The organism is Rhizobium sp. BK661, from assembly GCF_024808825.1.
GTDB lineage: Bacteria > Pseudomonadota > Alphaproteobacteria > Rhizobiales > Rhizobiaceae > Rhizobium.
Genome location: NZ_JANTYT010000001.1, coordinates 365,401 through 387,448 on the forward strand (window position 1 = coordinate 365,401; position 22,048 = coordinate 387,448).

The 22,048-nt window shown below is 61.0% G+C and carries 25 protein-coding genes; 13 read left to right on the forward strand and 12 right to left on the reverse strand.

Annotated elements, in window-relative coordinates; translation table 11 throughout:
• Nucleotides 1-40 precede the first annotated feature (40 nt).
• The 7 genes from FHX16_RS01760 to dnaN form a co-directional block, all read right to left on the reverse strand.
• Nucleotides 41-193, reverse strand: coding sequence for a hypothetical protein (locus tag FHX16_RS01760; protein WP_016552420.1), 153 nt, complete (start codon nucleotides 191-193; stop codon nucleotides 41-43).
• A 281-nt stretch (nucleotides 194-474) separates the two neighbouring features.
• Entirely contained in the window at nucleotides 475-1,455 is a 981-nt protein-coding gene (locus FHX16_RS01765) for a complex I NDUFA9 subunit family protein (RefSeq protein ID WP_183753380.1), read from the reverse strand.
• A gap of 112 nt (nucleotides 1,456-1,567) precedes the next feature.
• Nucleotides 1,568-1,855, reverse strand: a complete 288-nt coding sequence (locus tag FHX16_RS01770; protein WP_016552422.1) for a DUF1330 domain-containing protein — start codon at nucleotides 1,853-1,855, stop codon at nucleotides 1,568-1,570.
• A 24-nt stretch (nucleotides 1,856-1,879) separates the two neighbouring features.
• A complete protein-coding gene (pyrF, locus tag FHX16_RS01775) occupies nucleotides 1,880-2,575 on the reverse strand; it encodes an orotidine-5'-phosphate decarboxylase (RefSeq protein WP_183753378.1) in 696 nt (231 codons plus the stop codon).
• Nucleotide 2,576: 1 nt separating this feature from the next.
• Nucleotides 2,577-3,164 carry a histidine phosphatase family protein gene (locus FHX16_RS01780; protein ID WP_183860640.1) on the reverse strand — a complete coding sequence of 196 codons (588 nt, stop codon included), beginning with the start codon at nucleotides 3,162-3,164 and terminating at the stop codon, nucleotides 2,577-2,579.
• A gap of 4 nt (nucleotides 3,165-3,168) precedes the next feature.
• On the reverse strand, nucleotides 3,169-3,762 hold the full coding sequence (gene pmtA / locus FHX16_RS01785; protein ID WP_183753374.1) for a phospholipid N-methyltransferase PmtA: 594 nt from the start codon (nucleotides 3,760-3,762) through the stop codon (nucleotides 3,169-3,171).
• 117 nt (nucleotides 3,763-3,879) lie between these two features.
• Complete coding sequence (dnaN, locus tag FHX16_RS01790) at nucleotides 3,880-4,998, reverse strand: DNA polymerase III subunit beta (protein WP_016552426.1); 1,119 nt, start codon at nucleotides 4,996-4,998, stop codon at nucleotides 3,880-3,882.
• 270 nt (nucleotides 4,999-5,268) lie between these two features.
• Here dnaN and rsmI point away from each other — a divergent pair, with 270 nt between their 5' ends.
• The 9 genes from rsmI to FHX16_RS01835 all read left to right on the forward strand — a co-directional run bounded on the left by rsmI (nucleotide 5,269) and on the right by FHX16_RS01835 (nucleotide 14,415).
• The gene (rsmI, locus tag FHX16_RS01795; protein ID WP_183860774.1) at nucleotides 5,269-6,171 is read left to right on the forward strand and encodes a 16S rRNA (cytidine(1402)-2'-O)-methyltransferase; all 903 of its coding nucleotides are present in this window, start codon (nucleotides 5,269-5,271) and stop codon (nucleotides 6,169-6,171) included.
• Nucleotides 6,161-6,532 (forward strand): YraN family protein, encoded by a 372-nt coding sequence (locus FHX16_RS01800; RefSeq protein WP_183860638.1) that lies wholly within the window; start codon nucleotides 6,161-6,163, stop codon nucleotides 6,530-6,532. Before rsmI ends, FHX16_RS01800 begins: the two co-directional genes overlap by 11 nt.
• A 124-nt stretch (nucleotides 6,533-6,656) precedes the next feature.
• Nucleotides 6,657-7,955, forward strand: coding sequence for an extracellular solute-binding protein (locus FHX16_RS01805; protein ID WP_183860636.1), 1,299 nt, complete (start codon nucleotides 6,657-6,659; stop codon nucleotides 7,953-7,955).
• 81 nt (nucleotides 7,956-8,036) lie between these two features.
• Nucleotides 8,037-9,014 carry an ABC transporter permease subunit gene (locus tag FHX16_RS01810; RefSeq protein ID WP_183860634.1) on the forward strand — a complete coding sequence of 326 codons (978 nt, stop codon included), beginning with the start codon at nucleotides 8,037-8,039 and terminating at the stop codon, nucleotides 9,012-9,014.
• 12 nt (nucleotides 9,015-9,026) lie between these two features.
• Complete coding sequence (ugpE, locus tag FHX16_RS01815) at nucleotides 9,027-9,869, forward strand: sn-glycerol-3-phosphate ABC transporter permease UgpE (protein WP_183753368.1); 843 nt, start codon at nucleotides 9,027-9,029, stop codon at nucleotides 9,867-9,869.
• Nucleotides 9,870-9,878: 9 nt separating this feature from the next.
• Nucleotides 9,879-10,976 carry an ABC transporter ATP-binding protein gene (locus FHX16_RS01820; RefSeq protein ID WP_183860632.1) on the forward strand — a complete coding sequence of 366 codons (1,098 nt, stop codon included), beginning with the start codon at nucleotides 9,879-9,881 and terminating at the stop codon, nucleotides 10,974-10,976.
• 93 nt (nucleotides 10,977-11,069) lie between these two features.
• Complete coding sequence (locus tag FHX16_RS01825; protein WP_183860630.1) at nucleotides 11,070-11,579, forward strand: cupin domain-containing protein; 510 nt, start codon at nucleotides 11,070-11,072, stop codon at nucleotides 11,577-11,579.
• 93 nt (nucleotides 11,580-11,672) lie between these two features.
• Nucleotides 11,673-12,617 (forward strand): glutathione synthase, encoded by a 945-nt coding sequence (gshB, locus tag FHX16_RS01830; protein WP_183860629.1) that lies wholly within the window; start codon nucleotides 11,673-11,675, stop codon nucleotides 12,615-12,617.
• Between the two features lie 265 nt (nucleotides 12,618-12,882).
• Nucleotides 12,883-14,415 carry a YifB family Mg chelatase-like AAA ATPase gene (locus FHX16_RS01835; protein ID WP_259126388.1) on the forward strand — a complete coding sequence of 511 codons (1,533 nt, stop codon included), beginning with the start codon at nucleotides 12,883-12,885 and terminating at the stop codon, nucleotides 14,413-14,415.
• Nucleotides 14,416-14,464: 49 nt separating this feature from the next.
• Here FHX16_RS01835 and cysK read toward each other — a convergent pair whose 3' ends face one another.
• Entirely contained in the window at nucleotides 14,465-15,427 is a 963-nt protein-coding gene (gene cysK / locus FHX16_RS01840; protein ID WP_183860625.1) for a cysteine synthase A, read from the reverse strand.
• A 132-nt stretch (nucleotides 15,428-15,559) separates the two neighbouring features.
• On the reverse strand, nucleotides 15,560-16,177 hold the full coding sequence (locus FHX16_RS01845; protein ID WP_183860623.1) for a LysE family translocator: 618 nt from the start codon (nucleotides 16,175-16,177) through the stop codon (nucleotides 15,560-15,562).
• A gap of 239 nt (nucleotides 16,178-16,416) precedes the next feature.
• Here FHX16_RS01845 and FHX16_RS01850 point away from each other — a divergent pair, with 239 nt between their 5' ends.
• The gene (locus FHX16_RS01850) at nucleotides 16,417-16,935 is read left to right on the forward strand and encodes a Dps family protein (protein WP_016552437.1); all 519 of its coding nucleotides are present in this window, start codon (nucleotides 16,417-16,419) and stop codon (nucleotides 16,933-16,935) included.
• Between the two features lie 17 nt (nucleotides 16,936-16,952).
• On the opposite strand, the gene FHX16_RS01855 is transcribed toward FHX16_RS01850, so the two are convergent.
• On the reverse strand, nucleotides 16,953-17,852 hold the full coding sequence (locus FHX16_RS01855) for a DMT family transporter (protein WP_183860622.1): 900 nt from the start codon (nucleotides 17,850-17,852) through the stop codon (nucleotides 16,953-16,955).
• Between the two features lie 103 nt (nucleotides 17,853-17,955).
• On the opposite strand from FHX16_RS01855, the gene FHX16_RS01860 reads away from it, so the two are divergent.
• Complete coding sequence (locus FHX16_RS01860) at nucleotides 17,956-18,426, forward strand: Lrp/AsnC family transcriptional regulator (RefSeq protein ID WP_405049255.1); 471 nt, start codon at nucleotides 17,956-17,958, stop codon at nucleotides 18,424-18,426.
• A gap of 1 nt (nucleotide 18,427) precedes the next feature.
• Here FHX16_RS01860 and FHX16_RS01865 read toward each other — a convergent pair whose 3' ends face one another.
• Together FHX16_RS01865 and dut are read right to left on the reverse strand one after the other, a co-directional pair.
• A complete protein-coding gene (locus FHX16_RS01865) occupies nucleotides 18,428-19,330 on the reverse strand; it encodes a GNAT family N-acetyltransferase (RefSeq protein WP_183860620.1) in 903 nt (300 codons plus the stop codon).
• Nucleotides 19,327-19,797, reverse strand: a complete 471-nt coding sequence (dut, locus tag FHX16_RS01870) for a dUTP diphosphatase (protein ID WP_183860618.1) — start codon at nucleotides 19,795-19,797, stop codon at nucleotides 19,327-19,329. The genes FHX16_RS01865 and dut overlap by 4 nt, the downstream gene beginning before the upstream one ends.
• A 90-nt stretch (nucleotides 19,798-19,887) precedes the next feature.
• Here dut and FHX16_RS01875 point away from each other — a divergent pair, with 90 nt between their 5' ends.
• Nucleotides 19,888-21,471, forward strand: coding sequence for a peptide chain release factor 3 (locus FHX16_RS01875; protein ID WP_183860616.1), 1,584 nt, complete (start codon nucleotides 19,888-19,890; stop codon nucleotides 21,469-21,471).
• Between the two features lie 54 nt (nucleotides 21,472-21,525).
• The gene (gene tsaA / locus FHX16_RS01880; protein ID WP_183860614.1) at nucleotides 21,526-22,047 is read left to right on the forward strand and encodes a tRNA (N6-threonylcarbamoyladenosine(37)-N6)-methyltransferase TrmO; all 522 of its coding nucleotides are present in this window, start codon (nucleotides 21,526-21,528) and stop codon (nucleotides 22,045-22,047) included.
• Nucleotide 22,048: the final 1 nt, after the last annotated feature.

Here is a 22,048-nt window from a genome sequence, read left to right on the forward strand (position 1 = left end):
TGACGGCACAAAAAAACCGGCGTAGAGCGCCGGTTTTTCGTTATCGGCTGATGGAGCCGGTCTCGCAGGGATCGATGCCATAAGCTGGCGAGCACTCACCCTTCACCGCTGCAACCGAGCCGGGTGCAATGAAGGAGCCTGCCAGAATAACCAGCGCCGCGCACGCAAACAGAAGCGCGATTGACCTACCCATCGAAGAAAGCCTTTCAAAGTCGTTAGCGCGCCGTCAAGGCGCTGAGTCCATTGGGAGACGCGCGGGGTGTGTAGTCAGTGGAATGACAAATAGCAATAAATGTTCCTGCTAAATTTGGTGTTAATTCCGCTAATTTTTTGGTGCGGCTTTTATGCAACGAGTGCCTTGCCGGCACAGAGAAAAAAGCATCCACAACTTGCGCGATTCCGGAAAACTCTTCCAAGAAAAATGCCGCCCGCGATCCCGCGAGCGGCACACCTAGATAGAAGTGGACAGCGGCTTTAGGCGGCCTTGCCCGAGCCGGTGTATTGGCCGTGTGGACGATACTGCACGAGGTACGACCCGATAACCGAGTTCACCAGAGTTGGCGTGACGCCGATGCCCTTCAGCGTACGGCCTTCGGCTTCTGCTTCCTTCGAGACGACGTTGTTCTTCCTCAGGAGGCGCACCTGGTCCGCCGTGATCGGCGGGGTGATGAACGGAACGAGCGAGGCAATGCTGCCGATCATCGAGGCGATGCCGAACGGAAGCGACACGAGGCGGTTCTTGCGCGAGGTTGTCTTCAGCATGATTTCAAGACATTCGCGGAAGGTCAGTACTTCGGGGCCGCCGAGCTCGAAGGTTTCGCCAGCGGCAACCTTGCCCTCGACAGCCTTCGCGACCGCTTCGGCGACGTCGACGACGTAGACCGGCTGGAATTTCGTCTTGCCGCCGCCGATCAGCGGCAGCATCGGCGACATGCGCGCCATGTCGGCGAACTTATTGAAGAAGCTGTCCTCGGGGCCGAAGACCACCGACGGACGATAGATGATGGCGTCCGGCTTTATCGCGTGGATCGCCGCCTCGGCGCGACCCTTCGTGCGGGCATATCCGGAGTCGGAATGGGCATGTGCGCCGATCGCGGAGATATGGATCAGCTTGGCACCGACGCCGCGCGCGGCTTCGGCGACGGCACGGGCGCCAAATTCCTGGACCGCCTCGAAGGTATTGCGGCCGGCTTCGTGGAGGATGCCGACGCAGTTCACCACATAGTCAGCGCCGTCGACCGCACGATCGACCGAGTTGCGGTAGCGCAGGTTCGCCTGGACAAAGGAAATCTGGCCGACATTGCCGAGTGGCTGCAGGAAGCCGGCGAGATCGGGACGGCGGACGGCAACACGGATGCGGTAGCCGCGCTTTGCGAGCTCGCGAACGATATGCCTGCCGATGAAGCCGGACCCTCCGAACACGGTGACGAGTGGCGGCAGGTTGGCAAGGGTCATGGCAGGCTCCTCGAAAGGCTCAGTTGTGTGGTCGATGTGGTTTCGTCTTAGACCAATCACGGCGTGACGAAAAGGGCCATCGCGCCGCAGTTCTCACCGCTGAGAACTCGTCTCAGATGCCTTCGACGACGACCATCTCGGCATCGGCGATTTCCTGGCGGATTTTCGCGGCGATCTGGTATTCCGGTGAATTGTAGCAATCGACGGCATGCTGCATCGAGGGAAATTCGATGACCACGTTGCGTGCGCGGGACTTGCCTTCAAGCTCGGTGATCGCGCCGCCACGGGCGAGGAAGTTGGCGCCGTACTTGTCGAATGCCAGCTTTCCGGCTGCGACGTAGTCCTTGTAACGCTCGAGGTCGCGAACATCGACGCGTGCGATCCAGTATGCTTTTGCCATCTGAGTGCTCCCTGGCATGCTTGGTTATTGTAGGACGGTTGCCATTTCGGCGAGGATCGCCCGCGCGGCTTCGCGAGGATCGGCGGCTTTGACGATCGGGCGGGCAACGACCAGATGGCTGGAGCCGGCCTTCAGCGCATCGGCCGGTGTCATCACACGTTTCTGGTCGCCCTTGTCGGCGCCGGCAGGGCGGATGCCCGGCGTGACGAGCGCCATATCGGGGCCGATGATCTTGCGCACGGCCGCAGATTCTTCCGCGGAGCAGACGATGCCGCCCATGCCGGCGAGATGCGCCTGTTCGGCGCGGCGCAGCACGAGCGTATGCGGATCATACTCGTAGCCTGCGGCGATCAGGTCCTGCTCGTCCATCGATGTCAGCACGGTGACACCGAGGAGGCAGAGATCGGAGCCCTTCGCCGCCTCGACCGCAGCCTTCATCGCCTTCGGATAGGCGTGCAGCGTCAGCATCGACATGCCCATCTTGACGATGTTCTCGACGCCCGACGCGACCGTATTGTCGATATCGAGCAGCTTCATGTCGAGGAAGACCTTCTTGCCGCTCTTGGCAAGGTCGCGCGCAAATTCCAAGCCGCCGGCAAAGGCCAGTTGATAGCCGATCTTGTAGAAAACCACGTCGTCGCCGAGTGTGTTGACGATCCTTTCGGCTTCGCCAAGCGTTGGAACATCCAGCCCGACGATCAGGCGCTCGCGTGCGTCCATCTCACATCCATCCCTGCCACTCTTCGATAGGCGTCCAGTCGCACGATAGGCGCTGATCTGCAAGGCTGAAACAATAGAGATTGCCGCCACCGCCAGGCTGATCGCCGTCGCGCCGGATCGCCCGGCCCTGAAGGTGGCATTTCAGCAGCGTGCCGACGCCGCCGTGCCCGACAAACGCGATGGGCAGGACGGAATCATGCGATGCGAGGACATCGGTAACCGCCGAAACGATACGCCGTTGTGCATCGATTGCTCGCTCCCAACCGCGGAAGCTCTCCTCGGGGTGCGCAAAGAACCAGTCGGCTGCCTTTTCGAACTCCGGCGGCGACAGGAAACCGGTTGCCGTGCGATCGTTCTCATGCATGCCCGGGACGATTTCGACGGTCAGTCCGGCTGCGGACGCAAGGATTTCGGCAGTTTCGATCGCTTTCGTCTCGTCGCTGGAAACGACCCGCCGCAACTGCCTTGCCCAACCGCTTTCAGCTGCCTTGCCAGCGCGCGCAGCCCCGATCTCCGACAGCCGCCATTTCGGTACAGGGACATCGGGGTCGATCTTCACCTGTGGATGCGTGATGTAGAGGCCGAACACCGGTTCAGCCGCGCCGGTAGATCCAGAGCTGCGCAGGTGGAATGTTGCGGACGATGAAGTCGAAGTGCTGGATATGGTAGCGATCCGGCCGCGCGATGATCGGCGATACAGGGCCGTAGGAAATCTGCACGACCGGGCGACCGGCTGGCAGACGGTCGAGCAGGCTCTCGAGAAGTGCGATGCGCGCCTGCATCGGAAAGTTCAGCAGCGGCACGGCGGAAACGACGGAATCGAACGTTTGATCCTTCATGGCGCCGAGCGTCTTGTCGAGATTGAACGCGTCGCCATTGATGAAATTCACGCCCGGATAGAGCCGGACGAGATGTTCGTAGAAGTCGGTCGAATATTCGACGGCGACCAGATTTCCTGGCTTCACGCCGCGACCAAGAATGGCTTTGGTGATCGCCCCGGTGCCGGGTCCGAGCTCAAGGACCGGCAGTCCCGAGTGAGGGTTGATGACGCTTGCCATCTTACGGGCTGTAATGGAGGAGGTGGGAACAATCGAACCGACGGTTTTCGGCCCCTGCATCATTCCTTTGAAGAAGCGGATCTCTTCGTCAAACTTCTTGCCCAGCCGTTCCTTTAGGCGCAACGCCATGCCCGTCCTCCTGGTTATGCAACAAAACAGCCCGCTTTCTAATTGCAGTCAGTCTCAGCGAAAAACAAGGCCTGACGTCGCAATTGGCAAAGTTTGCACGGCAAATGCGACGCCCGTCTAGACGCGCATCGGCATCAGCACGTAAAGGGCGTCGTCGCCTGCGGTGTCGCGAATGAGCGTCGGCGATCCCGCATCGGCGAGCAGGAAGATCGCTTCGTCGCCGGAAAGCTGTGCAGTGATATCAAGCAGGTATTTGGCGTTGAAGCCGATTTCCATCGCGTCCGTGTCATAGCCAACGGCGACTTCTTCCGTCGCGCTGCCCGAATCCGGATTGTTGACGGTGAGCAGCAACTGGCCGTCCGAGAGAGCGAGCTTGACGGCGCGGCCACGCTCGGAGGAGATCGTCGAGACGCGGTCCACGGCCTGCGCGAACGTCGTGCAGTCGACACGCATTTCCTTGTCGTTGTTGGCCGGGATAACGCGCTGGTAATCGGGGAATGTGCCGTCGATCAGCTTCGAGGTCATGACGATCGGGCCGATGCTGAGGCGGATCTTGGCGTCCGACACTTCGACGGTCACCATCGCATCCGGAACATCGACGAGCTTCTGCAGTTCGCCGACGGTCTTGCGCGGAATGATGATGCCCGGCATGCCTTCGGAGCCCGATGGCGCATCGACGTCGGCGCGGGCGAGGCGATGGCCGTCGGTTGCGACGGCGCGCAGCTTCAGATCGCCCTGGCTTTCGATGGTGTGGAAGAAGATGCCGTTCAGGTAATAGCGCGTTTCCTCAGTCGAGATCGCGAACTGGGTACGATCAATCAACATCTTGAGGTCCGTCGCCTTCAGCTTGAAGGTGTGGCTGAAGGTGCCCGCGGTGAGATCCGGGAAGTCGGACTGCGGCAGGCACTGAAGCGAGAACTTGGAGCGACCGGACGCGACAGTCATCGAGCCGCCGTCTGTGCTCGTCGCCAGCAGGACTTCGGAACCGTCAGGCAGCTTGCGCACGATGTCGTAGAGAAGATGGGCAGGAACGGTAGTGGCGCCGGCCTGTTCGACGTTCGCAGGCGTCGCCTCGGTCACCTCTAGATCGAGGTCGGTCGCCTTCATGTCGAGGTTCTGACCATCGGCGCGCAGCAGGATGTTGGACAGGATCGGGATCGTGTTCCGGCGTTCGACCACGCGATGCACGTGGTTCAGCGACTTCAAAAGGTTGGACCGCTCAATTGTAATACGCATGGGATGCTACCGCTTTCGACCGTTACTGCTTGGGCGCGCATGCTGCGCGCCGCAAGGAATGCCTTTGCCCAAAAGGGACCGTAGAGTGGATAGGCAAAATGGCAGGATTTTGAGACCGATTGCAAGAGGCGCAAATGGCCGCGCCAGTGCAATTGCCGTTTTCCGGTGCAATGCACACAGAAATTGCTGCGGCCTTGCCGAAAGGTGGGGTCTCGCCCATAACAGCGGAAACGAGAGATGAGTATCGATACCTTGAGCAATGACGATGTGATGGCCGATGGCGGCAGGCAACGCAGCTTCCGCCTGCACAATATGTCCGTTCCGGCACGACCATTGGAGCCGGCGCTCTATCTCGTCGCGACGCCGATCGGTAATCTAGGCGACATCACGCTGCGTGCCTTGGAAACGCTTGCCGGCGCCGACGTCCTGGCCTGCGAAGACACGCGCGTCACCCGCGTCTTGCTTGACCGGTTTGGCATTCAGAACCGCCCCTATGCGTATCACGAACACAATGCCGACGAGGCTGGGCCGCGGCTTTTGCAGGCGCTGGAGGCCGGAAAGTCTGTGGCTCTCGTCTCGGACGCCGGAACGCCGCTGGTCTCCGATCCCGGCTATCGCCTCGCACAGAACGCCATCGAGGCGGGCTATCGCGTCGTGCCGATTCCCGGCGCCTCCGCGCCGCTTGCGGCTCTGGTCGGTTCCGGCCTGCCGAACGAGGCCTTTCTGTTCGCCGGGTTTCTGCCGACCAAGGACAAGGCCCGCCGTGATCGGCTGGCGGAGTTCGAGGCAGTTCCCGCAACGCTGATGTTCTTTGAATCGCCGCATCGCATTGCTGCTACGTTGACCGCTGCCGCCGATGTGCTCGGCGGCGATCGCGCGGCATCCGTCTGTCGCGAATTGACGAAGACCTATGAAGAGTTTCGCCGTGGGACGCTGGCCGAGCTCGCGGCGCATTACGCCGATGTCGATAACGTCAAGGGCGAGATCGTGCTGGTCATCGGACCGCCTCCCGAGCGGGCGGTCGAAGCAGCCGATGTCGATGCGATCTTGGCGGACTTGGCCAAAACCTTGCCAACCTCCAAGGCTGCCGCGGAAGCGTCAAAGCTGACCGGCGTCTCCAAGAAGGAACTCTATCAGCGGCTCCTCGACATGAAGGGCGGCGATGGGCGATAGGACTCCTCCTGCTGCCGACCGCCGAAGGGCGCTCCGCCGGGGCCATGTCTCCGAGTATTTCGCTGCTCTCTATCTCATGTTGAAGGGATATCGCATCGTCGCCATGCGTTATCGCACCAAGCTCGGCGAGATCGACATCATTGCACGCAAGCGCAATCTGGCGATTTTTGTTGAAGTGAAGGCGCGGCGCGAGGAGATGATCGCCATCGACGCCGTGTCGCCAACGGCGCAAAAACGGATCAGAGCGGCCAGTGATCTATGGCTTCAGCGCCAACGCGATTATGCTTTGCTTTCGCAGCGTTACGATATTGTGGCCATCCTGCCCGGCCGGCTGCCGCGTCATTTTCCGAACGCCTTCTGACCTCTTTGCACTCGCGTGCAAAAAGAGCCGACTGTAACAGTCCCGTCATCAAATCATCAAGGAGGCGTCATGGAACGCCTCTATTGCACTCCTCACCCCAACAACTGGTGGAGAGGGATTAGTCATGTTCAAGAAATTTACGATGGCGGCCGTGGCCGTGAGCTTCTCGGCCTCGTCGTCTTTTGCCGCGACCAATATCACTTGGTGGCACGGCATGGGCGGCCGCAACGGCGAAGTCATCAACGAAGTCGCACAGAAGTTCAACGCATCGCAGACGAGCTGCGCGATCACGCCGGTCTCCAAGGGATCGTATGAAGAAGCGCTGGCAGCCGGCATCGCCGCTTTCCGCTCGGGCGAACAGCCGAACATCCTGCAGGTATTCGATGCGGGTGCCGCGACCATTATCAACGCCAAGGGCGCTGTCATCCCGGCTGAAGACCTGATCAACAACGCTGGCTACAAGTTCGACCGCAACGCCTTCATTCCGGGCGTTCGCTACCTCTACGCTGCTGCTGACGGCAAGTTCGTCGGCATGCCGTTCAACTCGTCCGCTCCGATCATGTATACGAACCCGGAAGCGCTGAAGAAGGCCGGCGTCGAAGCCCCGAAGACCTGGGAAGAGTTCGAGGCGATCGCGCCGAAGCTCAAGGATGCCGGCTACATCCCGCTCGTCCAGACGCAGCTGACCTGGGAGTTCACCGAGAACTTCTTCTCGCGCAACAACATCCAGTTCGCCACCAACAACAACGGCTACGACAGCATCGTCGACACGAAGCTCAAGGTCACCGACCCGAACCTCATCATGATGTTCGAAAAGCTCAAGGCCTGGAAGGATGAAGGCTACTTCGCCTATTACGGCGCCGGCTGGAACGACAACCAGAAGCCCTTCGAAGAAGGCAAGGTCGCTCTGTGGATCGGTTCCTCGGGCTCCTTCGGCGGTCTGAAGAAGACGGCAACCATGCCCTTCTCGGCAACCTTCCTGCCTTATTGGAACTCGATCAGCGGCGCCGGCAAGAACACCTTCATTGGTGGTGCTGCCCTTTTCGCGATGGCCGGCAAGCCGGAAGCCGAAAACAAGTGCGTTGCCGACTTCTTCCAGTTCCTGACCTCGCCTGAGATCCAGAAGTTCTACCACCAGGCAACCGGTTATGTCGCCATCACCGAAGCAGCCTACGATCTCGCCAAGAAGGAAGGCTACTACGAGAAGGAGCCTGTCGCCGAAGTCGGTATCAAGCAGCTGAAGCTGGAAGGCGGCGAATGGTCGAAGGGCTATCGCCTCGGCTTCTACCCGCAGATCCGCTCGATCATGGAGCGCGAATACAACCGCATCTTCGCTGGTGAAACCACAGTCAAGGACGCGTTCGACACCATCGAGAAGGAAGGCAACGAACTTCTCGCCCGCTTCGCCAAGACCGCTGGCTGATCCAAGCCACGTCGACCATGACAGTCAACATGGACCTCCCTTCTCCGGAAGGGAGGTCCTATCAGCGATAGAGGACCGCGCGTGGCCTATACACCTTCTCAACCTCGCCTCGGCCGGTTCATACCGGGCTTTGCGGCAGGCGCCAGGAAACCGGCAGCCGCTGCCGAGCCGGCAGGCGCCAAGCGCGTCCAGTTCTCGCCATCGCTCATCCCCTATCTGTTTCTGGCGCCGCAGCTCGCGGTGATCTTCATTTTCTTCTACTGGCCGTCGGTACAGGCGGTGCAGTCGTCCTTCTACATCGAGGACCCCTTCGGCTTCGGCTCGACCTTCGTCGGCTTCGCCAACTATACGGACGCCATCTTCAGCCCCGAGTATCTGAGCATCGCCAAGTTTACGGTCGTCTTCACAGCGCTGGTGACCTTCTTCTCGCTGGCGCTCGGTCTGCTGCTGGCGGTCAAGGCTGATGCCGTCATTCGCGGCAGCTCCGCCTACAAGACGCTGCTGATCTCGGTCTATGCGATCGCCCCGCCGGTTGCGGGCCTCATCGGCATGATGTTCTTCGACCTGCACATCGGCCCCTTCGTCAAACTGGCGGCATGGTTCGGCTGGGACATGCAGGTTGGTCTGAACTACTACGACACCGCCTTTGCGCTGATTGTCGTCGCGGTCTGGAAGCAGATCCCCTATAACTTCATCTTCTTTCTGTCGGGTCTTCAGGGCGTGCCGGTTTCCGTGCGCGAAGCCGCCACCATCGACTGCCGCTCCGGCTTCCGTCGCTTCTGGACGGTGACGCTGCCGCTGCTGGCGCCGACGGCCTTCTTCCTGCTGATCATCAACATCACCTACGCGCTGTTCGACACCTTCGGCGTCATCGACGTGATGGTGAAGGACAAGCCGGCCAACAATCCGATCACCCTTGTCTACAAGGTCTACATGGATGGCTTCCGCGGCAATGACATCGGCAGCTCCTCGGCGCAGTCGGTGATCCTGATGATCGTTGTCTTCGTCCTCACCATCATTCAGTTCCGCTTCATCGAGAAGCGCATCCACTACACGTGAGAGGGGACGACCATGTATAAGACGAAACCCCTCGACCATCTGATCCTGATCCTCGGTTCGCTGTTCCTGATCGTGCCCGTGATCGTGGCCTTCATGACCTCGACCCACGAGGCGGCCGAAATCCACACCAAGGGCCTGATGCTGCTCCCCGGCGACAATTTCGTCGGCACCTATGAGAAGGTCCTGACCCAGAAGGGCGGCTTCACCGGCCAGGTCACCGGCCTCAACATGGTGCTGAACTCGCTCATCCTCGGCATCGGCTTTGCCGTCGGCAAGATCGTGCTGTCGATGATGGCGGCCTACGCCATCGTCTATTTCCGCTTTCGCTTTGCGACGCTCGCCTTCTGGATCATCTTCACGACGTTGCTGCTGCCGCTCGAAGTGCGCATCATGCCGTCCTATGAGGTGATGAGCAAACTCGGGCTGCTGAACACCTACACCGGCCTGATCGTGCCGCTGCTGGCGTCGGCGACCGGCACCTTCTATTTCCGTCAGTTCTTCAAGTCCGTTCCCGAGGAACTCTTGGAGGCGGCCCGCATCGATGGCGCCGGGCCGTTCAAGTTCTTCGTCGATATCCTGATCCCGCTGTCGCGCACGATGATGGCGGCGATCTTCATCATCATGTTCGTCTATGGCTGGAACCAGTATCTCTGGCCCATGCTGATGACCACCGACGAGAGCTTCTTCACGCTCATGCGCGGCATCAAGTCGATCCTGCAGGTCTGGGTCGGTTCGCAAATTCCCGATTACAACGAAGCCTTTGCACTCGCCGTGCTGGCCATGCTGCCGCCGGTGCTGATCGTCGTGATTTTCCAGAGATGGTTCATCAAGGGCCTCACCGAGAGCGATAAGTAAGGAAGAAACATGGCACGGATCGAAATCTCGAAGGTCTGCAAGGATTATCATGGCGGCGTTCGCGCCGTGAACGGCGTCGATATCTCGATCGCCGATGGTGAGTTCATCGTCCTCGTCGGCCCGTCCGGTTGCGGCAAGTCCACGCTACTGCGCATGGTGGCGGGTCTCGAGGAAATCTCCGACGGCACCGTCAGCATCGGCAACCGCGTGGTCAACAGCGTCGACCCTGCCGATCGCGACATCGCCATGGTCTTCCAGAACTATGCGCTCTATCCGCACATGACGGTGCGCGAGAACCTTGAATACGGCCTGAAGAACCGCAAGACGCCGAAGTCGGAAATCGACGCGCGCGTCGCCGAGGCCGCCCGCATGCTGCAGCTCGAGCCCTATCTCGATCGCCGCCCGCGCGCGCTGTCGGGCGGTCAGCGCCAGCGCGTCGCCATGGGCCGCGCCATCGTCCGCAAGCCGGCCGCCTTCCTGTTCGATGAACCGCTGTCGAATCTCGATGCCAAGCTGCGCGTTTCCATGCGCGGCGAAATCAAGCGCCTGCAGCGCCGCCTCGGCACCACCTCGCTCTATGTCACCCACGACCAGCTGGAAGCGATGACGCTCGCCGATCGCCTCGTGGTTCTGAGCCATGGTGAAATCGAGCAGATCGGCACACCGCTCGAGGTCTACCATCGCCCGGCTTCCACCTTTGTCGCCAGCTTCATCGGCTCGCCGGCCATGAACCTCCTTAAGGGCGAGTTGCATGGCGACAAACTGGCGCTCGGCCCGAGCCTGATTGACCTTGCCGGCAGCGCGCCGACGTCGGGTCCGGTCACGGTCGGGATTCGCGCCGAAGACCTCCGCCTTGCCCGTGCCGGTGAACATGCCATGACGGTCGCGATCGACTATGTCGAAGAGTTGGGTTCACAGCGTCTGGTGCACGGAAGTCTTGGCGATCAGCAGTTGACCGCGGTCCTGTCGCCTGAGGCGGAGCTGAAGTCCGAACTACGGCTGGTCATCGGCGCAGAGCGGCTGCATTTCTTCAATCACGAGACGGGCAAGCGCATCGGCGAGCCGGCAGCTTCGCCGGCCGCCGTGGTCAAAACGGAAATCGCCTGACGCCTCACTGATCCTTAAAATTGTACGGATCGCCTGTACGGTGCCTTTACGACTCTCTGCTATCCCGACACGGATTGGATAGCTGGGGGGCTCATGGGTATTCATATGATGCTGGCAAGCGTGGTCGCGATGGCGGCGCGCGTGGTGCCCTTTCCGAGCCTGCCGCAGCCGCAAGCAAAGACATTCGTGGCGAAGTCCGGCGATACTTTCGACATGCGCGCGACGCCGATCAATCCGGATTGGGTGATCAGCGGTAACCCTCAGGCGCGCACCGGCGAGCATTCTCGCAGCAATGACGATGCAGCCTATACGGCGATCTGGGATTGCACGGCCGGCGAATTCCGTTGGCACTTCTACTGGGACGAAACGGTGATGATCCTCGAAGGCGGCGTCCATATCGTTGCCGGGGACGGCACGGAGCGGACACTGCAAGCCGGCGATGTTGCCTTCTTCGCTGCGGGCACCTGGGCCAGCTGGCGCGTGGACAGTTACGTGCGCAAGGTTGCGTTCCTGAGGAAGCCGTTCCCGAAGCCGGTCGCGCTCGCCTACCGGCTGAAGAGCCTGTTGCGCGGCGACGTCCAAAAGAGCGGCATCGCCGCCTGACGATTTCCCGTCCCGCCACAACGAAGCCGTTGATTGACGTTGCTTTCGGGGCATCCGCAGCCTACATCTGTCCGCATCAGCTAAGGGACGGAAATGGCTAAGATCAGGAATGTAGCGGTCCAGATGGACCATGTCGCCGGCATCAATATCGCGGGCGATTCCACATTTGCGATGAGCCTGGAAGCGCAGGCTCGCGGCTACAAGCTTTTCCATTACACGCCTGAGCGCCTGAGCTTCCGGGACGGCAATCTGTACGCCACGGTGGAGCCGATGGTGTTGCGCGACGTCAAGGGCGATCATTTCGAGCTCGGGGCGCCCGAACGCGTCGACCTTTCCACCATGGACGTGATCCTGCTTCGCCAGGATCCGCCGTTCGACATGGCCTATATCACCTCGACCCACCTGCTGGAGCGGATCCATCCGAAGACGCTGGTCGTCAATGATCCGGCCTGGGTTCGGAACTCTCCCGAAAAGATCTTCGTCACCGAATTTGCCGATCTGATGCCGAAGACGCTGATCACCAAGGATGCAGCGGAAATTCGCCGCTTCCGAGACGAGATGGGCGACATTATCCTGAAGCCGCTCTACGGCAACGGCGGCGCCGGCGTTTTTCATTCGACAAAGGACGACCGCAACCTGTCGTCCCTGCTAGAAATGTTCGGTCAACTCTTCCGTGAACCTTTCATTGCGCAGCAGTACCTTCCTGATGTTCGCAAGGGCGACAAGCGCATCCTGCTCGTCGACGGCGAGCCCGTCGGCGCCATCAATCGCGTGCCCGCCGAGCACGACAGCCGTTCCAACATGCATGTCGGAGGACGCGCCGAGGCGACTGAACTGACGGCCCGCGAGATCGAAATCTGCAAGCGCATCGGCCCTGCGCTGAAGGAACGCGGCTTCCTCTTCGTCGGCATTGACGTCATCGGCGACTACATGACGGAGATCAACGTCACCTCGCCGACCGGCATCCGCGAAGTGCGCAAATTTGGCGGTTTCGATATCGCCGCCCTGCTGTGGGATGCGATCGAGCAGAAGCGCTAGGCATCGTTTTGTTGCCGCGCGCTGAGAACGGGCGCGCGGTTTTGCGGACATTTCGTCTCTTCCGGATGCTCCCGCTCGATACGGTCGGGACACGTCGGCCGGTTTGTTCCGCCTATGCAACCTGCCACAACCTACCCACAGCGTTGGCTTGAATCTGTTCTTTTATTGTTCTTGTTTCATTCCTGTTTCTATGCAAGATTGCAATTGGCGACAATGATGCGTCGTTAAACTGCAGTGTAGTGGGTTGCGGCACAGGGGATGGGGCATGGTCGCACGCGTCAGCACGGTTGCATTTCAGGGTATTGAGGGTGTTCCGGTCGAGGTCCAGGTCATGGTCGCGCCCGGCCGGGTCGTCACCCAGATCGTCGGCCTTCCCGATAAGGCGGTGGCAGAAAGCCGCGAGCGCGTTCACGCCGCGCTGCACGCCTCGGGCCTGGCCCTCCCGGCCAAGAAGATTACTGTCAACCTGGCGCCGGCGGACCTGCCCAAGGAAGGCTCTCATTTCGACCTGCCGATCGCCCTTGGCCTGATGGCCGCCTTGGGCGCCATTCCGGCGGATGCACTCTCCGACTACGTGGTGATTGGCGAACTCAATCTGGATGGGACGATCGCCCCCGTCGCCGGGGCGCTGCCGGCCGCGATTGGCGCCAACGCCATCGGCAAGGGATTGATTTGCCCGGCCGAAAGCGGCGCGGAGGCGGCCTGGGCGGGACCGGATATCGACATCCTCGCGCCGCGCAGCCTGATCGCGCTCGCCAATCATTTTCGCGGCACCCAGGTTATCTCCCGTCCAGAACCCTCGATCCGCGCCAATACGGTCAGCCTGCCTGATCTTGCCGATATCAAGGGGCAGGAAAGCGCCAAGCGGGCGCTGGAAGTGGCGGCGGCCGGTGGCCACAATCTCCTGATGGTCGGTCCGCCCGGCTCCGGAAAATCCATGCTTGCAGCGCGTTTGCCCTCGATCCTACCGCCGCTTTCCGCTGCCGAGCTTCTGGAAGTGTCGATGATCCATTCGGTAGCCGGACAATTATCCGGCGGGAAGCTCTCGGATCGACGCCCCTTCCGTACGCCGCATCATTCCGCCACCATGGCAGCCCTCGTCGGCGGCGGTGTGCGCGCCAAGCCCGGCGAGGCGTCGCTAGCCCACCATGGCGTTCTGTTTCTCGATGAGTTTCCCGAGTTTTCGCCGCAGGCGCTCGATGCTCTGCGGCAACCGCTCGAAACAGGCGAATGCATCATCGCCCGCGCCAATCATCGTGTGGCCTATCCGGCCAACATCCAGCTCGTCGCGGCGATGAACCCCTGTCGCTGCGGCATGGCCGGCGAACCCGGCCATAGTTGCGTACGCGGTCCACGCTGCATGACGGACTATCAGTCGCGCATTTCAGGCCCGCTAATGGATCGCATCGACATCCGCATCGATGTTCCGGCTGTCTCCGCCTTCGATCTCATTCGGCCGATGCCTGCTGAAAGGAGCGTGGATATCGCCCGCCGCGTCGCCCGTGCGCGCGAGATTCAGCGGGATCGCTTCAAGGCGGCGACCCCGGGGGCAATCGGGACCAACGCCCGCTGCTCGACCGCCATGATCGAGACATACGCCGCACCGGATGCTTCCGGCCTGCAGTTGCTCCGCGACGCAGCCGAAAAAATGAAGTTCTCGGCGCGCGGATATCATCGTGTCCTGAAGGTGGCGCGCACCCTGGCAGATCTCGATGGCAATGAGATGGTGGGTCGCATCCACCTCGCCGAGGCGATCTCCTATCGCATCGCCGGCGAACGTCTGACCACGCCCGCCTGAAACGAAAGGGGGGCGCCCGCCGAGAGCGCCCCGCGTCAGGAATGCCGGCTTAGCCGCCAAGCCCCTCAAACAGGGCCGTGGAGAGATAACGTTCGGCAAAGGATGGGATGATCACGACGATGTTTTTCCCCGCGTTCTCCTCACGGCTGCCGATTTTGATTGCGGCGGCCAAGGCTGCGCCCGAGGAAATGCCGACCGGCACGCCTTCCAGCCTGGCAACCTCGCGGGCAAGGTCAAGCGCTTCGGGGCTGCTGACCGTGACGATTTCGTCGTAGATGTGGGTATCGAGGATCGCCGGCGCGAAGCCTGCGCCGATGCCCTGGATCTTGTGCGGACCCGGCTGGCCGCCGGAAAGGACGGGAGATTCCGCAGGTTCGACGGCGACGACCTTGAAGCCAGGCTTCTTCGATTTCAGCACCTGGCCCGCGCCGGTGATGGTGCCGCCGGTGCCGATGCCGGCAACCAGGATATCGACCGCACCGTCGGTATCGTTCCAGATCTCCTCGGCTGTCGTGCGGCGGTGGATTTCTGGATTGGCAGGATTTTCGAACTGCTGCGGGATAATCGCATCGGGGAGTGTCGCCGCCAATTCCTCGGCCTTGGCGATCGCGCCCTTCATTCCCTTCGGACCTTCGGTGAGCACGAGTTCGGCGCCGAGCAGTGCCAGCATCTTGCGGCGCTCGACGGACATGGTTTCCGGCATCGTCAGGATCAGTTTGTATCCCTTGGCCGCCGCGGCAAAGGCGAGCGCAATTCCGGTATTGCCCGATGTCGGCTCGATCAGGGTCGTCTTGCCGGGCGAAATCTTGCCCTGTGACTCCAGCGACTCGATCATTGCGACGCCGATGCGGTCCTTCACGGAAGCAATCGGATTGAAGAATTCCAGCTTCGCCAGGAGGTTCGCTTTGACGCCCTTCGCCTTCGCGAGCTTGTCGAGCCGCACAATTGGCGTGTCACCGATGGTCTCGGTGATCGAGGAATAGATGCGGCCGCGGCCCGGTTTCTTCGACATTAGGCTCTCCCTTGGTGAAATGTGCGGAGAGAATAGGGTCAAAGATGGATGGAGGCCAGTGTGGGTTCATCCGCCAGAAGCGGTCAGGCGAGAAAAAATCCTTTAGGAACCGGGCTTTGTCGAATGAATTTTTCAGGCCGCGCGGGTGGCGATGAAGGCGGCCGTGCCGGCGAGAATACCTGCCGCCGTCTTGTTCAGCGCCGCCAGCGCACGCGGTTGCTTCAGCATCATGCGGGCGCGTGACGCAAGCAGCATATAAGGGACCAAAACCACAAGCAGGACGACGAAGGTGGTTGTCAAAAGGACACCATATTCACGAAGCCCGATGCTGTTGATGTCGATCAAAGTCGGCACCAGTGCGACATAGAAGAGCATGGTTTTGGGATTGCCGAGTGTTACCAGCAGGCCGGACAGGAAGCTCATGCCGACATTGCTCGCCTTCCTGGCCGCGATGTCGTGGGGCAGCAACCCGGCCGTCCAGAGCTTGTAAGCGATGTAGCAGAGATAAAGCGCACCGGCGATCTTGATGACAATGAAGAGTTCGGTGAACGTCTGCGCCACGAAAGCGAGGCCGAGAATGACGGCAGTGAGATAGGTCATATCACCAAGCACTAGACCGAGGCCCATAAAAAATGTCTCGCGAAAATTCGAGCCGAGTGCGCGCGCGACGATCGCCGTGATGCCCGGTCCGGGGATGGCGGCAGCGATGAAAAGGGCTGCAGCATATGCAAAAAGGGCGGTGAAGGACATGGTGCAAGCTCCTGCTTCAGACGCCTTCTACGCCTGCAAACGGGGGATTTCAAGGATGTGACGCTCTGTCACTAGGCTGCAGTGCATAGCCGCTATTGACGCTTGTTGTGACGGTTCTAGTTCCAAGGCGGGGTCGAAGCTGTGAAGGCCGGCATCGCGCCAACAACCAAATCCGAGGGGCAATGGGCAATGAACCCTCCATACCGACCAATACCTACTGTTCGCCAAAGGAGATATCGATGAGCCTCAACGCAGCCGAAAAGCGCAAACTCGCCCCACTTGCCACTCCGACGGACCTGAAAGGCAATGCCATCCAGGACATCTCGGCCGCTTTAGCGGCGCTGCTGGCAGACGTCTTCGCGCTCTACATGAAGACCAAGAATTTCCACTGGCATATGTCGGGGCCGCATTTCCGCGACTATCACCTGATGCTCGACGAACAGGCTGAGCAGATCTTTGCCACGACCGACGCGATTGCCGAGCGCGCCCGCAAGATCGGCGGAACGACGTTGCGCTCCATCGGCCATATCGGTCGCCTGCAGCGCATCAATGACAATGACGCCGAGTATGTGACGCCGGAGGACATGCTGGCGGAACTGCGCGACGACAACAGGCAGCTTGTATCGCTGTTGCGCGAAACCCACGATGTCTGCTCCGAGCACAATGACTTCGCTACCACAAGCCTGCTGGAAGTCTGGATCGACGAGGCCGAGCGCCGCACTTGGTTCCTGTTCGAAACGACGCGGCAGCAGAAATAGCGTCGGCGCCCTCTGGCCTATGAGCTTGCCCGCGCACGTAGCAACTGCGCGGGCGTCCAGCCGAGGTTCATGCCGGCCGCGGCGACGAGAATGATCGCTGCACCAACGAGCTGAAGCGGTTGCAGCGCATGTCCGAAGGCCACCCGGTCCACGAGGATGGCGGCGATCGGATAGATGAACGACAGCGCCCCTGTCAGATGGATCGGCAGCTTCTGGATCGCTCCGTAGAGCAGCACATACATCAGCCCTGTATGAACGATGCCCATGGTGGCAAGGATTGACCAGGACTGTCCGTCGGTTGGCAGGTCCGAGAAGTTCACGGTCGGCAGCAGCATCAGCACGCCGGTCGCAACCTGTATCAGCGCTATGAGATGCGGCGGCGTTCCCTTGAGCCATTTCGCGGCAAGGGCTGCCAGCGCGTAGAAAAACGCAGCGCCAAGCGCCAAAAGGATCCCGGCCGCATAGCCCTCGTGTTCGGCTGACGTCGCCGGCTTGGCCTCGACGATGGCCGCCATTCCGCCAAAGGCCAGCGTCAGCCACAACAGCTTCGCGGCGGTGATCTTCTCGCCGAGAAAAAGCGCACCGAGCGCAAGCAACATGAAGGGTTGCGTATTGTAGACGGTCGTCGCTATCGAAATCGAGGCGTGGCCGTATGACGCAAACAGCAGCAGCCAATTGAGAACAATGGCAACTCCGCCGAAGACCGCGATGCCAAACGCCTTGAAGCTGATGACGCCCGGTCGCAGCAGTCCCATGGCCGCGCAGACGGCGAGCAGGCTGATCGCCCCAAAGAAGCAGCGCCAGAACACCACGCCGCTCACAGGCTGGCCGGACATCACGACGAACCAGCCGATGGTTCCTGAAATCAGCATTGCCGCTGTCATTTGGGCAGCGCCGGCGCGAACTTCGCTGTGCATCGCATCTCTCCATGTTGATGGAGAAAGAATATTGCGGGGTCATCGTGACTTATATAGATTCCATTAGGCTCGCTGCGCAATCGTCCTATCTTTGTGAGGAAAAGTGTCTGTATTGCCTAATGACAACTTGATCGATGCGGTCGACCAGAAAATCCTGCAGGCACTGGCGGAGAATGCCCGCATTTCCTTGAAGGAACTGGCGCAGGCCGCGGGCCTCTCTTCGCCCAGCGCCGCCGAACGTCTCCGCCGCCTTGAGGAACGCGGGATCATCGCCGCGTTCACAATTGATATCGACGCCGCGGCGCTCGGATATCCGCTGCAGGCGATCGTGCGCGTCCGGCCGCTGCCGGGACAGTTGCATGTCGTCCAGCGCATCATCCAGGATACGCCCCAGTTCGTGGAGTGCGACAAGGTGACGGGTGATGACTGTTTCATTGCCCGGCTTGTCGTTTCCTCCATGGCGGAACTCGACGCGATCCTCGACAAGGTGGCCGAGAAGGCCGAGACCAGCACCTCGATGGTCAAGGCATCACCGGTAAAACGCCGTCTGCCGCCGCTCTCGCGGGACCGATAGATCAGAAATCGGCCATCGGCGACAGCATTGCAGGTCGATCAAAGGCGATCGCGCCGGGTGTGCGGATCATGAAGTGCGTGTGGCCGTCGAGCGGTCGCGCCTCGCCGTTCCACCCGAGTTTGTCAGGGCAGAACAACACATCGACGGCGCCAGGCTCTATGTCGAGAGCTCCGATGATCGAGGTCAGCGAGGGGATATCGGCCGCGACGACGTCGAGGAGAATCAAACGTCCCGGCGGTTCCATCTTCCAGGCAATCGCGGCCTGTTCCCGTTCCATCCAACTGACCCTGACGCCGGGGTCGAGCTGTGTGTTGATGAGAAACATCGCGGCGCTCTGACACACGGCGAGCACGTCTGAGACTGGTTCGCGGGCTCTCAAAGCTGCGCGCAACAACTCGAGGTCTGCCGCGTCGAGCGGATCGAGGCAACAGGCTGGCGTTTGCGCCTTTGAAACAGCCGGCGCCTTGCCGGAATAGGCATGCATTGGAACCGAGCGGAATCCGTAGGGTTCATACAGCGACGGCTTGTCCGTGTAGAGGGCGATCGCTTCGAAGCCCATCTCCTCACACCACGCGAGCGCCTTGCGGGTCAGGTCGCGATACAGGCCGCGTCTGCGCCAGGGCGGCCGGACCGCGCCTGATTGGAATGCGGCGGCATTCAGTGTTCGACCGTTGATGACGAGGGGCATCGCAAAGGCCGAAAGATTGGCGGCAAGCAGGCCATCGCGGTCAAACCAGCCGAAGGGCATGCTGCTAGGGTCGGGTCCGCCCATTTGCTGCAATGGGCCGATATCGATATCGAATGTGTCCTTTAGGAGATCGACCAGCGCCTGCCATGCCTTAAGGTCGCCGAAATAGTCTTGGCGGAAGGTCAAGCCGGAATGATCGATCCCCTTGGAGGTCATACCCCGGTCGAGCCGAAACCGCCGGCGCCGCGCGCCGTGGCACTCGCCTCGGAGATTTCGCAGATATGAGCCTGAATCGCCGGTGCGATTACCATCTGGGCGATGCGCATGCCCCGGGTGATCTCGAACGGCTCGTCGCCGAGGTTGATCAGCAGAACCTTGACCTCGCCGCGATAGTCGCTGTCGATGGTGCCGGGTGTATTCAGGCAGGTGAGGCCGTGCTTGAAGGCGAGGCCGGAGCGCGGACGCACCTGGCCCTCGAATCTTTCCGGAATTTCGAAGATGAAACCGGTCGGCACCAGCGCGCGCTTGCCAGGCGCGAGGATGGTCGGCGCGTCGGCATCGACGGCGGCGCGCAGGTCCATGCCCGCCGCCCCCTTGCTTTCATAGGCCGGCAGTTCGAGGTCCTTGCCGTTGGCAAGGCGGATGATGTTGAGCGTCGGGCGCGTATCGGCATGAATGGTCATGCCGCATTAGTTTGCGCCCGAAGCGCCAAGGTCAATTGCAATGCCGGGCTTTAATCGCTAGATACGCCGCAATTCCACAGGATTCACATTATGGCCGAAAGTCTCGCCGAGGCGGTCTCCCGCCGCCGCACATTCGCTATTATCGCGCACCCGGACGCGGGTAAGACCACGCTCACCGAAAAGCTGCTGCTGTTCGGCGGCGCCATTCAGCTTGCCGGCGAAGTCAAGGCAAAGAAGGATCGCATGCAGACGCGCTCCGACTGGATGAAGATCGAGCGTGAGCGCGGCATCTCGGTCGTCACCTCGGTCATGACGTTCGAGTACAAGGACAATGTCTTCAACATCCTCGATACGCCCGGCCACGAAGACTTCGCCGACGACACCTATCGCACGCTGACGGCGGTCGATGCCGCCGTCATGGTGATCGATGCCGCCAAGGGTATCGAGCCGCGGACACTGAAGCTGTTCGAAGTCTGCCGCATGCGCGACATTCCGATCATCACCTTCATCAACAAGATGGACCGGGAAAGCCGCGATCCCTTCGAGATTCTTGACGAAGTCGAGGAGAAGCTGGCGCTTGACTGCGCACCGGTGACATGGCCGATCGGCCGTTCCAAGACCTTCTGCGGCACCTACCACCTGGCGAACAACGAGGTGCGTGCTTCGGACACGCAGGAGATCATGACCAAGGTCACCGATCCCGAGATGGTAGCCCATCGCCTGCCGGAGAACGAGCGTGACGCGTTCATCGAGGAGACGACGCTGGCGATCGAGGCATGCAAGCCCTTCGACAGGAAGGCCTTCCTCGAAGGCCATTTGACGCCCGTCTTCTTCGGTTCGGCGCTGCGCAATTTCGGCGTGCGCGACCTTATCGATGCGCTCGGCGAGTTCGCCCCGCCGCCCCGTGATCAGGTCGCCGACATCCGTACCGTGCAGGCGACCGACAACAAGATGACCGCCTTCGTCTTCAAGATCCAGGCGAACATGGACCCCAATCATCGCGACCGCATCGCGTTTGCCCGCATCTGCTCGGGCAAGCTCGAGCGCGGCATGAAGGCCCGCCTGTCGCGCACCGGCAAGCAGCTCGGCCTCACCGCGCCGCAGTTCTTCTTTGCCTCGCAGCGGCAGCTTGCGGATACGGCCTATGCCGGCGACGTCGTCGGCATTCCCAATCACGGAACGCTGCGCATCGGCGATACGCTGACGGAAGGCGAGTCGCTGGTGTTCCAGGGCGTGCCGAACTTCTCGCCGGAAATCCTGCGCCGCGTACGTCTGGAAGACGCCATGAAGGCGAAGAAGCTCAAGGAAGCGCTGCAGCAGATGGCGGAAGAGGGCGTCGTCCAGCTGTTCTCGCCGGAAGATGGTTCGCCGGCTATCGTTGGCGTCGTCGGCGCGCTACAGCTTGACGTTCTGAAGGAGCGCCTGATGGCCGAATACGGCCTGCCGGTCTCCTTTGAAATGTCGCGCTTCTCCGTGTGCCGCTGGATTTCGGCTGATCAGCCGGCAGAGCTCGAAAAATTCATAACCGCGCGTCGCGGCGATATCGCCCGCGACCTCGATAACGACCCGGTGTTCCTGGCGCAGGACAGCTTCTCTCTGCGCTACGAGGCCGAGCGCTACCCGGCGATCAGGATGGCCGCCCTCAAGGAATACCACGCCGTCAAGGCCGCGTGATATTGGATCGGATACACCGATCTGCCATGATGTATCTTCGAACAGGAGCGTTTGATGGTACGCGAGAACGAAATCCGGGAAAACGAAGTCGCGGTCGATCTGCCGCCGGCGACGGATGCGGGGCTGGTGTTCATCGGGCGTATCTTGACCCCTTGGACCTCGCGCATGGAGACGCCGCGCCAGGGGCGGCATGACGGTCCGCTTTGCAAGGTCGAGATATTCGAGCCATGGAGGCAGGCACTCCAGGGCGTGGAAGCCTTCGAGCGGCTGGAGATCCTCTATTGGCTTGATCAATCACGTCGTGATCTCGTTCTGCAAAGTCCTGCCAATAGCGGAAAAGTGCATGGCACTTTTTCGCTTCGCTCGCCGGTGCGGCCAAATCCGATCGGCACCTCCATCGTCAAGCTGGAAGGGGTCGAAGCGGGCGTTCTTTTGGTTCGCGGGATGGATTGCCTTGACGGCACGCCGCTGCTCGACCTGAAGCCCGATCGCACGCTGTTCAAGCCGATCGCGCCGCCGCAGCCCGGAGATTTCCAGACCGGCGACGACGTCGCGCATTATTGCAAGAAGGCCTGAC

Coding starts and splice junctions, on each gene's coding strand:
- FHX16_RS01850 (WP_016552437.1), top strand. CDS start 16,417: ATGAGCCTCAACGCAGCCGAAAAGCGCAAACTCGCCCCACTTGCCACT.
- pyrF (WP_183753378.1), bottom strand. CDS start 2,575: ATGGACGCACGCGAGCGCCTGATCGTCGGGCTGGATGTTCCAACGCTT.
- FHX16_RS01875 (WP_183860616.1), top strand. CDS start 19,888: ATGGCCGAAAGTCTCGCCGAGGCGGTCTCCCGCCGCCGCACATTCGCT.
- tsaA (WP_183860614.1), top strand. CDS start 21,526: ATGGTACGCGAGAACGAAATCCGGGAAAACGAAGTCGCGGTCGATCTG.
- FHX16_RS01765 (WP_183753380.1), bottom strand. CDS start 1,455: ATGACCCTTGCCAACCTGCCGCCACTCGTCACCGTGTTCGGAGGGTCC.
- cysK (WP_183860625.1), bottom strand. CDS start 15,427: ATGTCGAAGAAACCGGGCCGCGGCCGCATCTATTCCTCGATCACCGAG.
- dnaN (WP_016552426.1), bottom strand. CDS start 4,998: ATGCGTATTACAATTGAGCGGTCCAACCTTTTGAAGTCGCTGAACCAC.
- ugpE (WP_183753368.1), top strand. CDS start 9,027: ATGTATAAGACGAAACCCCTCGACCATCTGATCCTGATCCTCGGTTCG.
- FHX16_RS01800 (WP_183860638.1), top strand. CDS start 6,161: ATGGGCGATAGGACTCCTCCTGCTGCCGACCGCCGAAGGGCGCTCCGC.
- dut (WP_183860618.1), bottom strand. CDS start 19,797: ATGACCATTCATGCCGATACGCGCCCGACGCTCAACATCATCCGCCTT.
- FHX16_RS01820 (WP_183860632.1), top strand. CDS start 9,879: ATGGCACGGATCGAAATCTCGAAGGTCTGCAAGGATTATCATGGCGGC.
- FHX16_RS01760 (WP_016552420.1), bottom strand. CDS start 193: ATGGGTAGGTCAATCGCGCTTCTGTTTGCGTGCGCGGCGCTGGTTATT.
- FHX16_RS01770 (WP_016552422.1), bottom strand. CDS start 1,855: ATGGCAAAAGCATACTGGATCGCACGCGTCGATGTTCGCGACCTCGAG.
- FHX16_RS01825 (WP_183860630.1), top strand. CDS start 11,070: ATGGGTATTCATATGATGCTGGCAAGCGTGGTCGCGATGGCGGCGCGC.
- rsmI (WP_183860774.1), top strand. CDS start 5,269: ATGGCCGATGGCGGCAGGCAACGCAGCTTCCGCCTGCACAATATGTCC.
- FHX16_RS01805 (WP_183860636.1), top strand. CDS start 6,657: ATGTTCAAGAAATTTACGATGGCGGCCGTGGCCGTGAGCTTCTCGGCC.
- FHX16_RS01845 (WP_183860623.1), bottom strand. CDS start 16,177: ATGTCCTTCACCGCCCTTTTTGCATATGCTGCAGCCCTTTTCATCGCT.
- FHX16_RS01855 (WP_183860622.1), bottom strand. CDS start 17,852: ATGCACAGCGAAGTTCGCGCCGGCGCTGCCCAAATGACAGCGGCAATG.
- gshB (WP_183860629.1), top strand. CDS start 11,673: ATGGCTAAGATCAGGAATGTAGCGGTCCAGATGGACCATGTCGCCGGC.
- FHX16_RS01835 (WP_259126388.1), top strand. CDS start 12,883: ATGGTCGCACGCGTCAGCACGGTTGCATTTCAGGGTATTGAGGGTGTT.
- FHX16_RS01865 (WP_183860620.1), bottom strand. CDS start 19,330: ATGACCTCCAAGGGGATCGATCATTCCGGCTTGACCTTCCGCCAAGAC.
- pmtA (WP_183753374.1), bottom strand. CDS start 3,762: ATGGCGTTGCGCCTAAAGGAACGGCTGGGCAAGAAGTTTGACGAAGAG.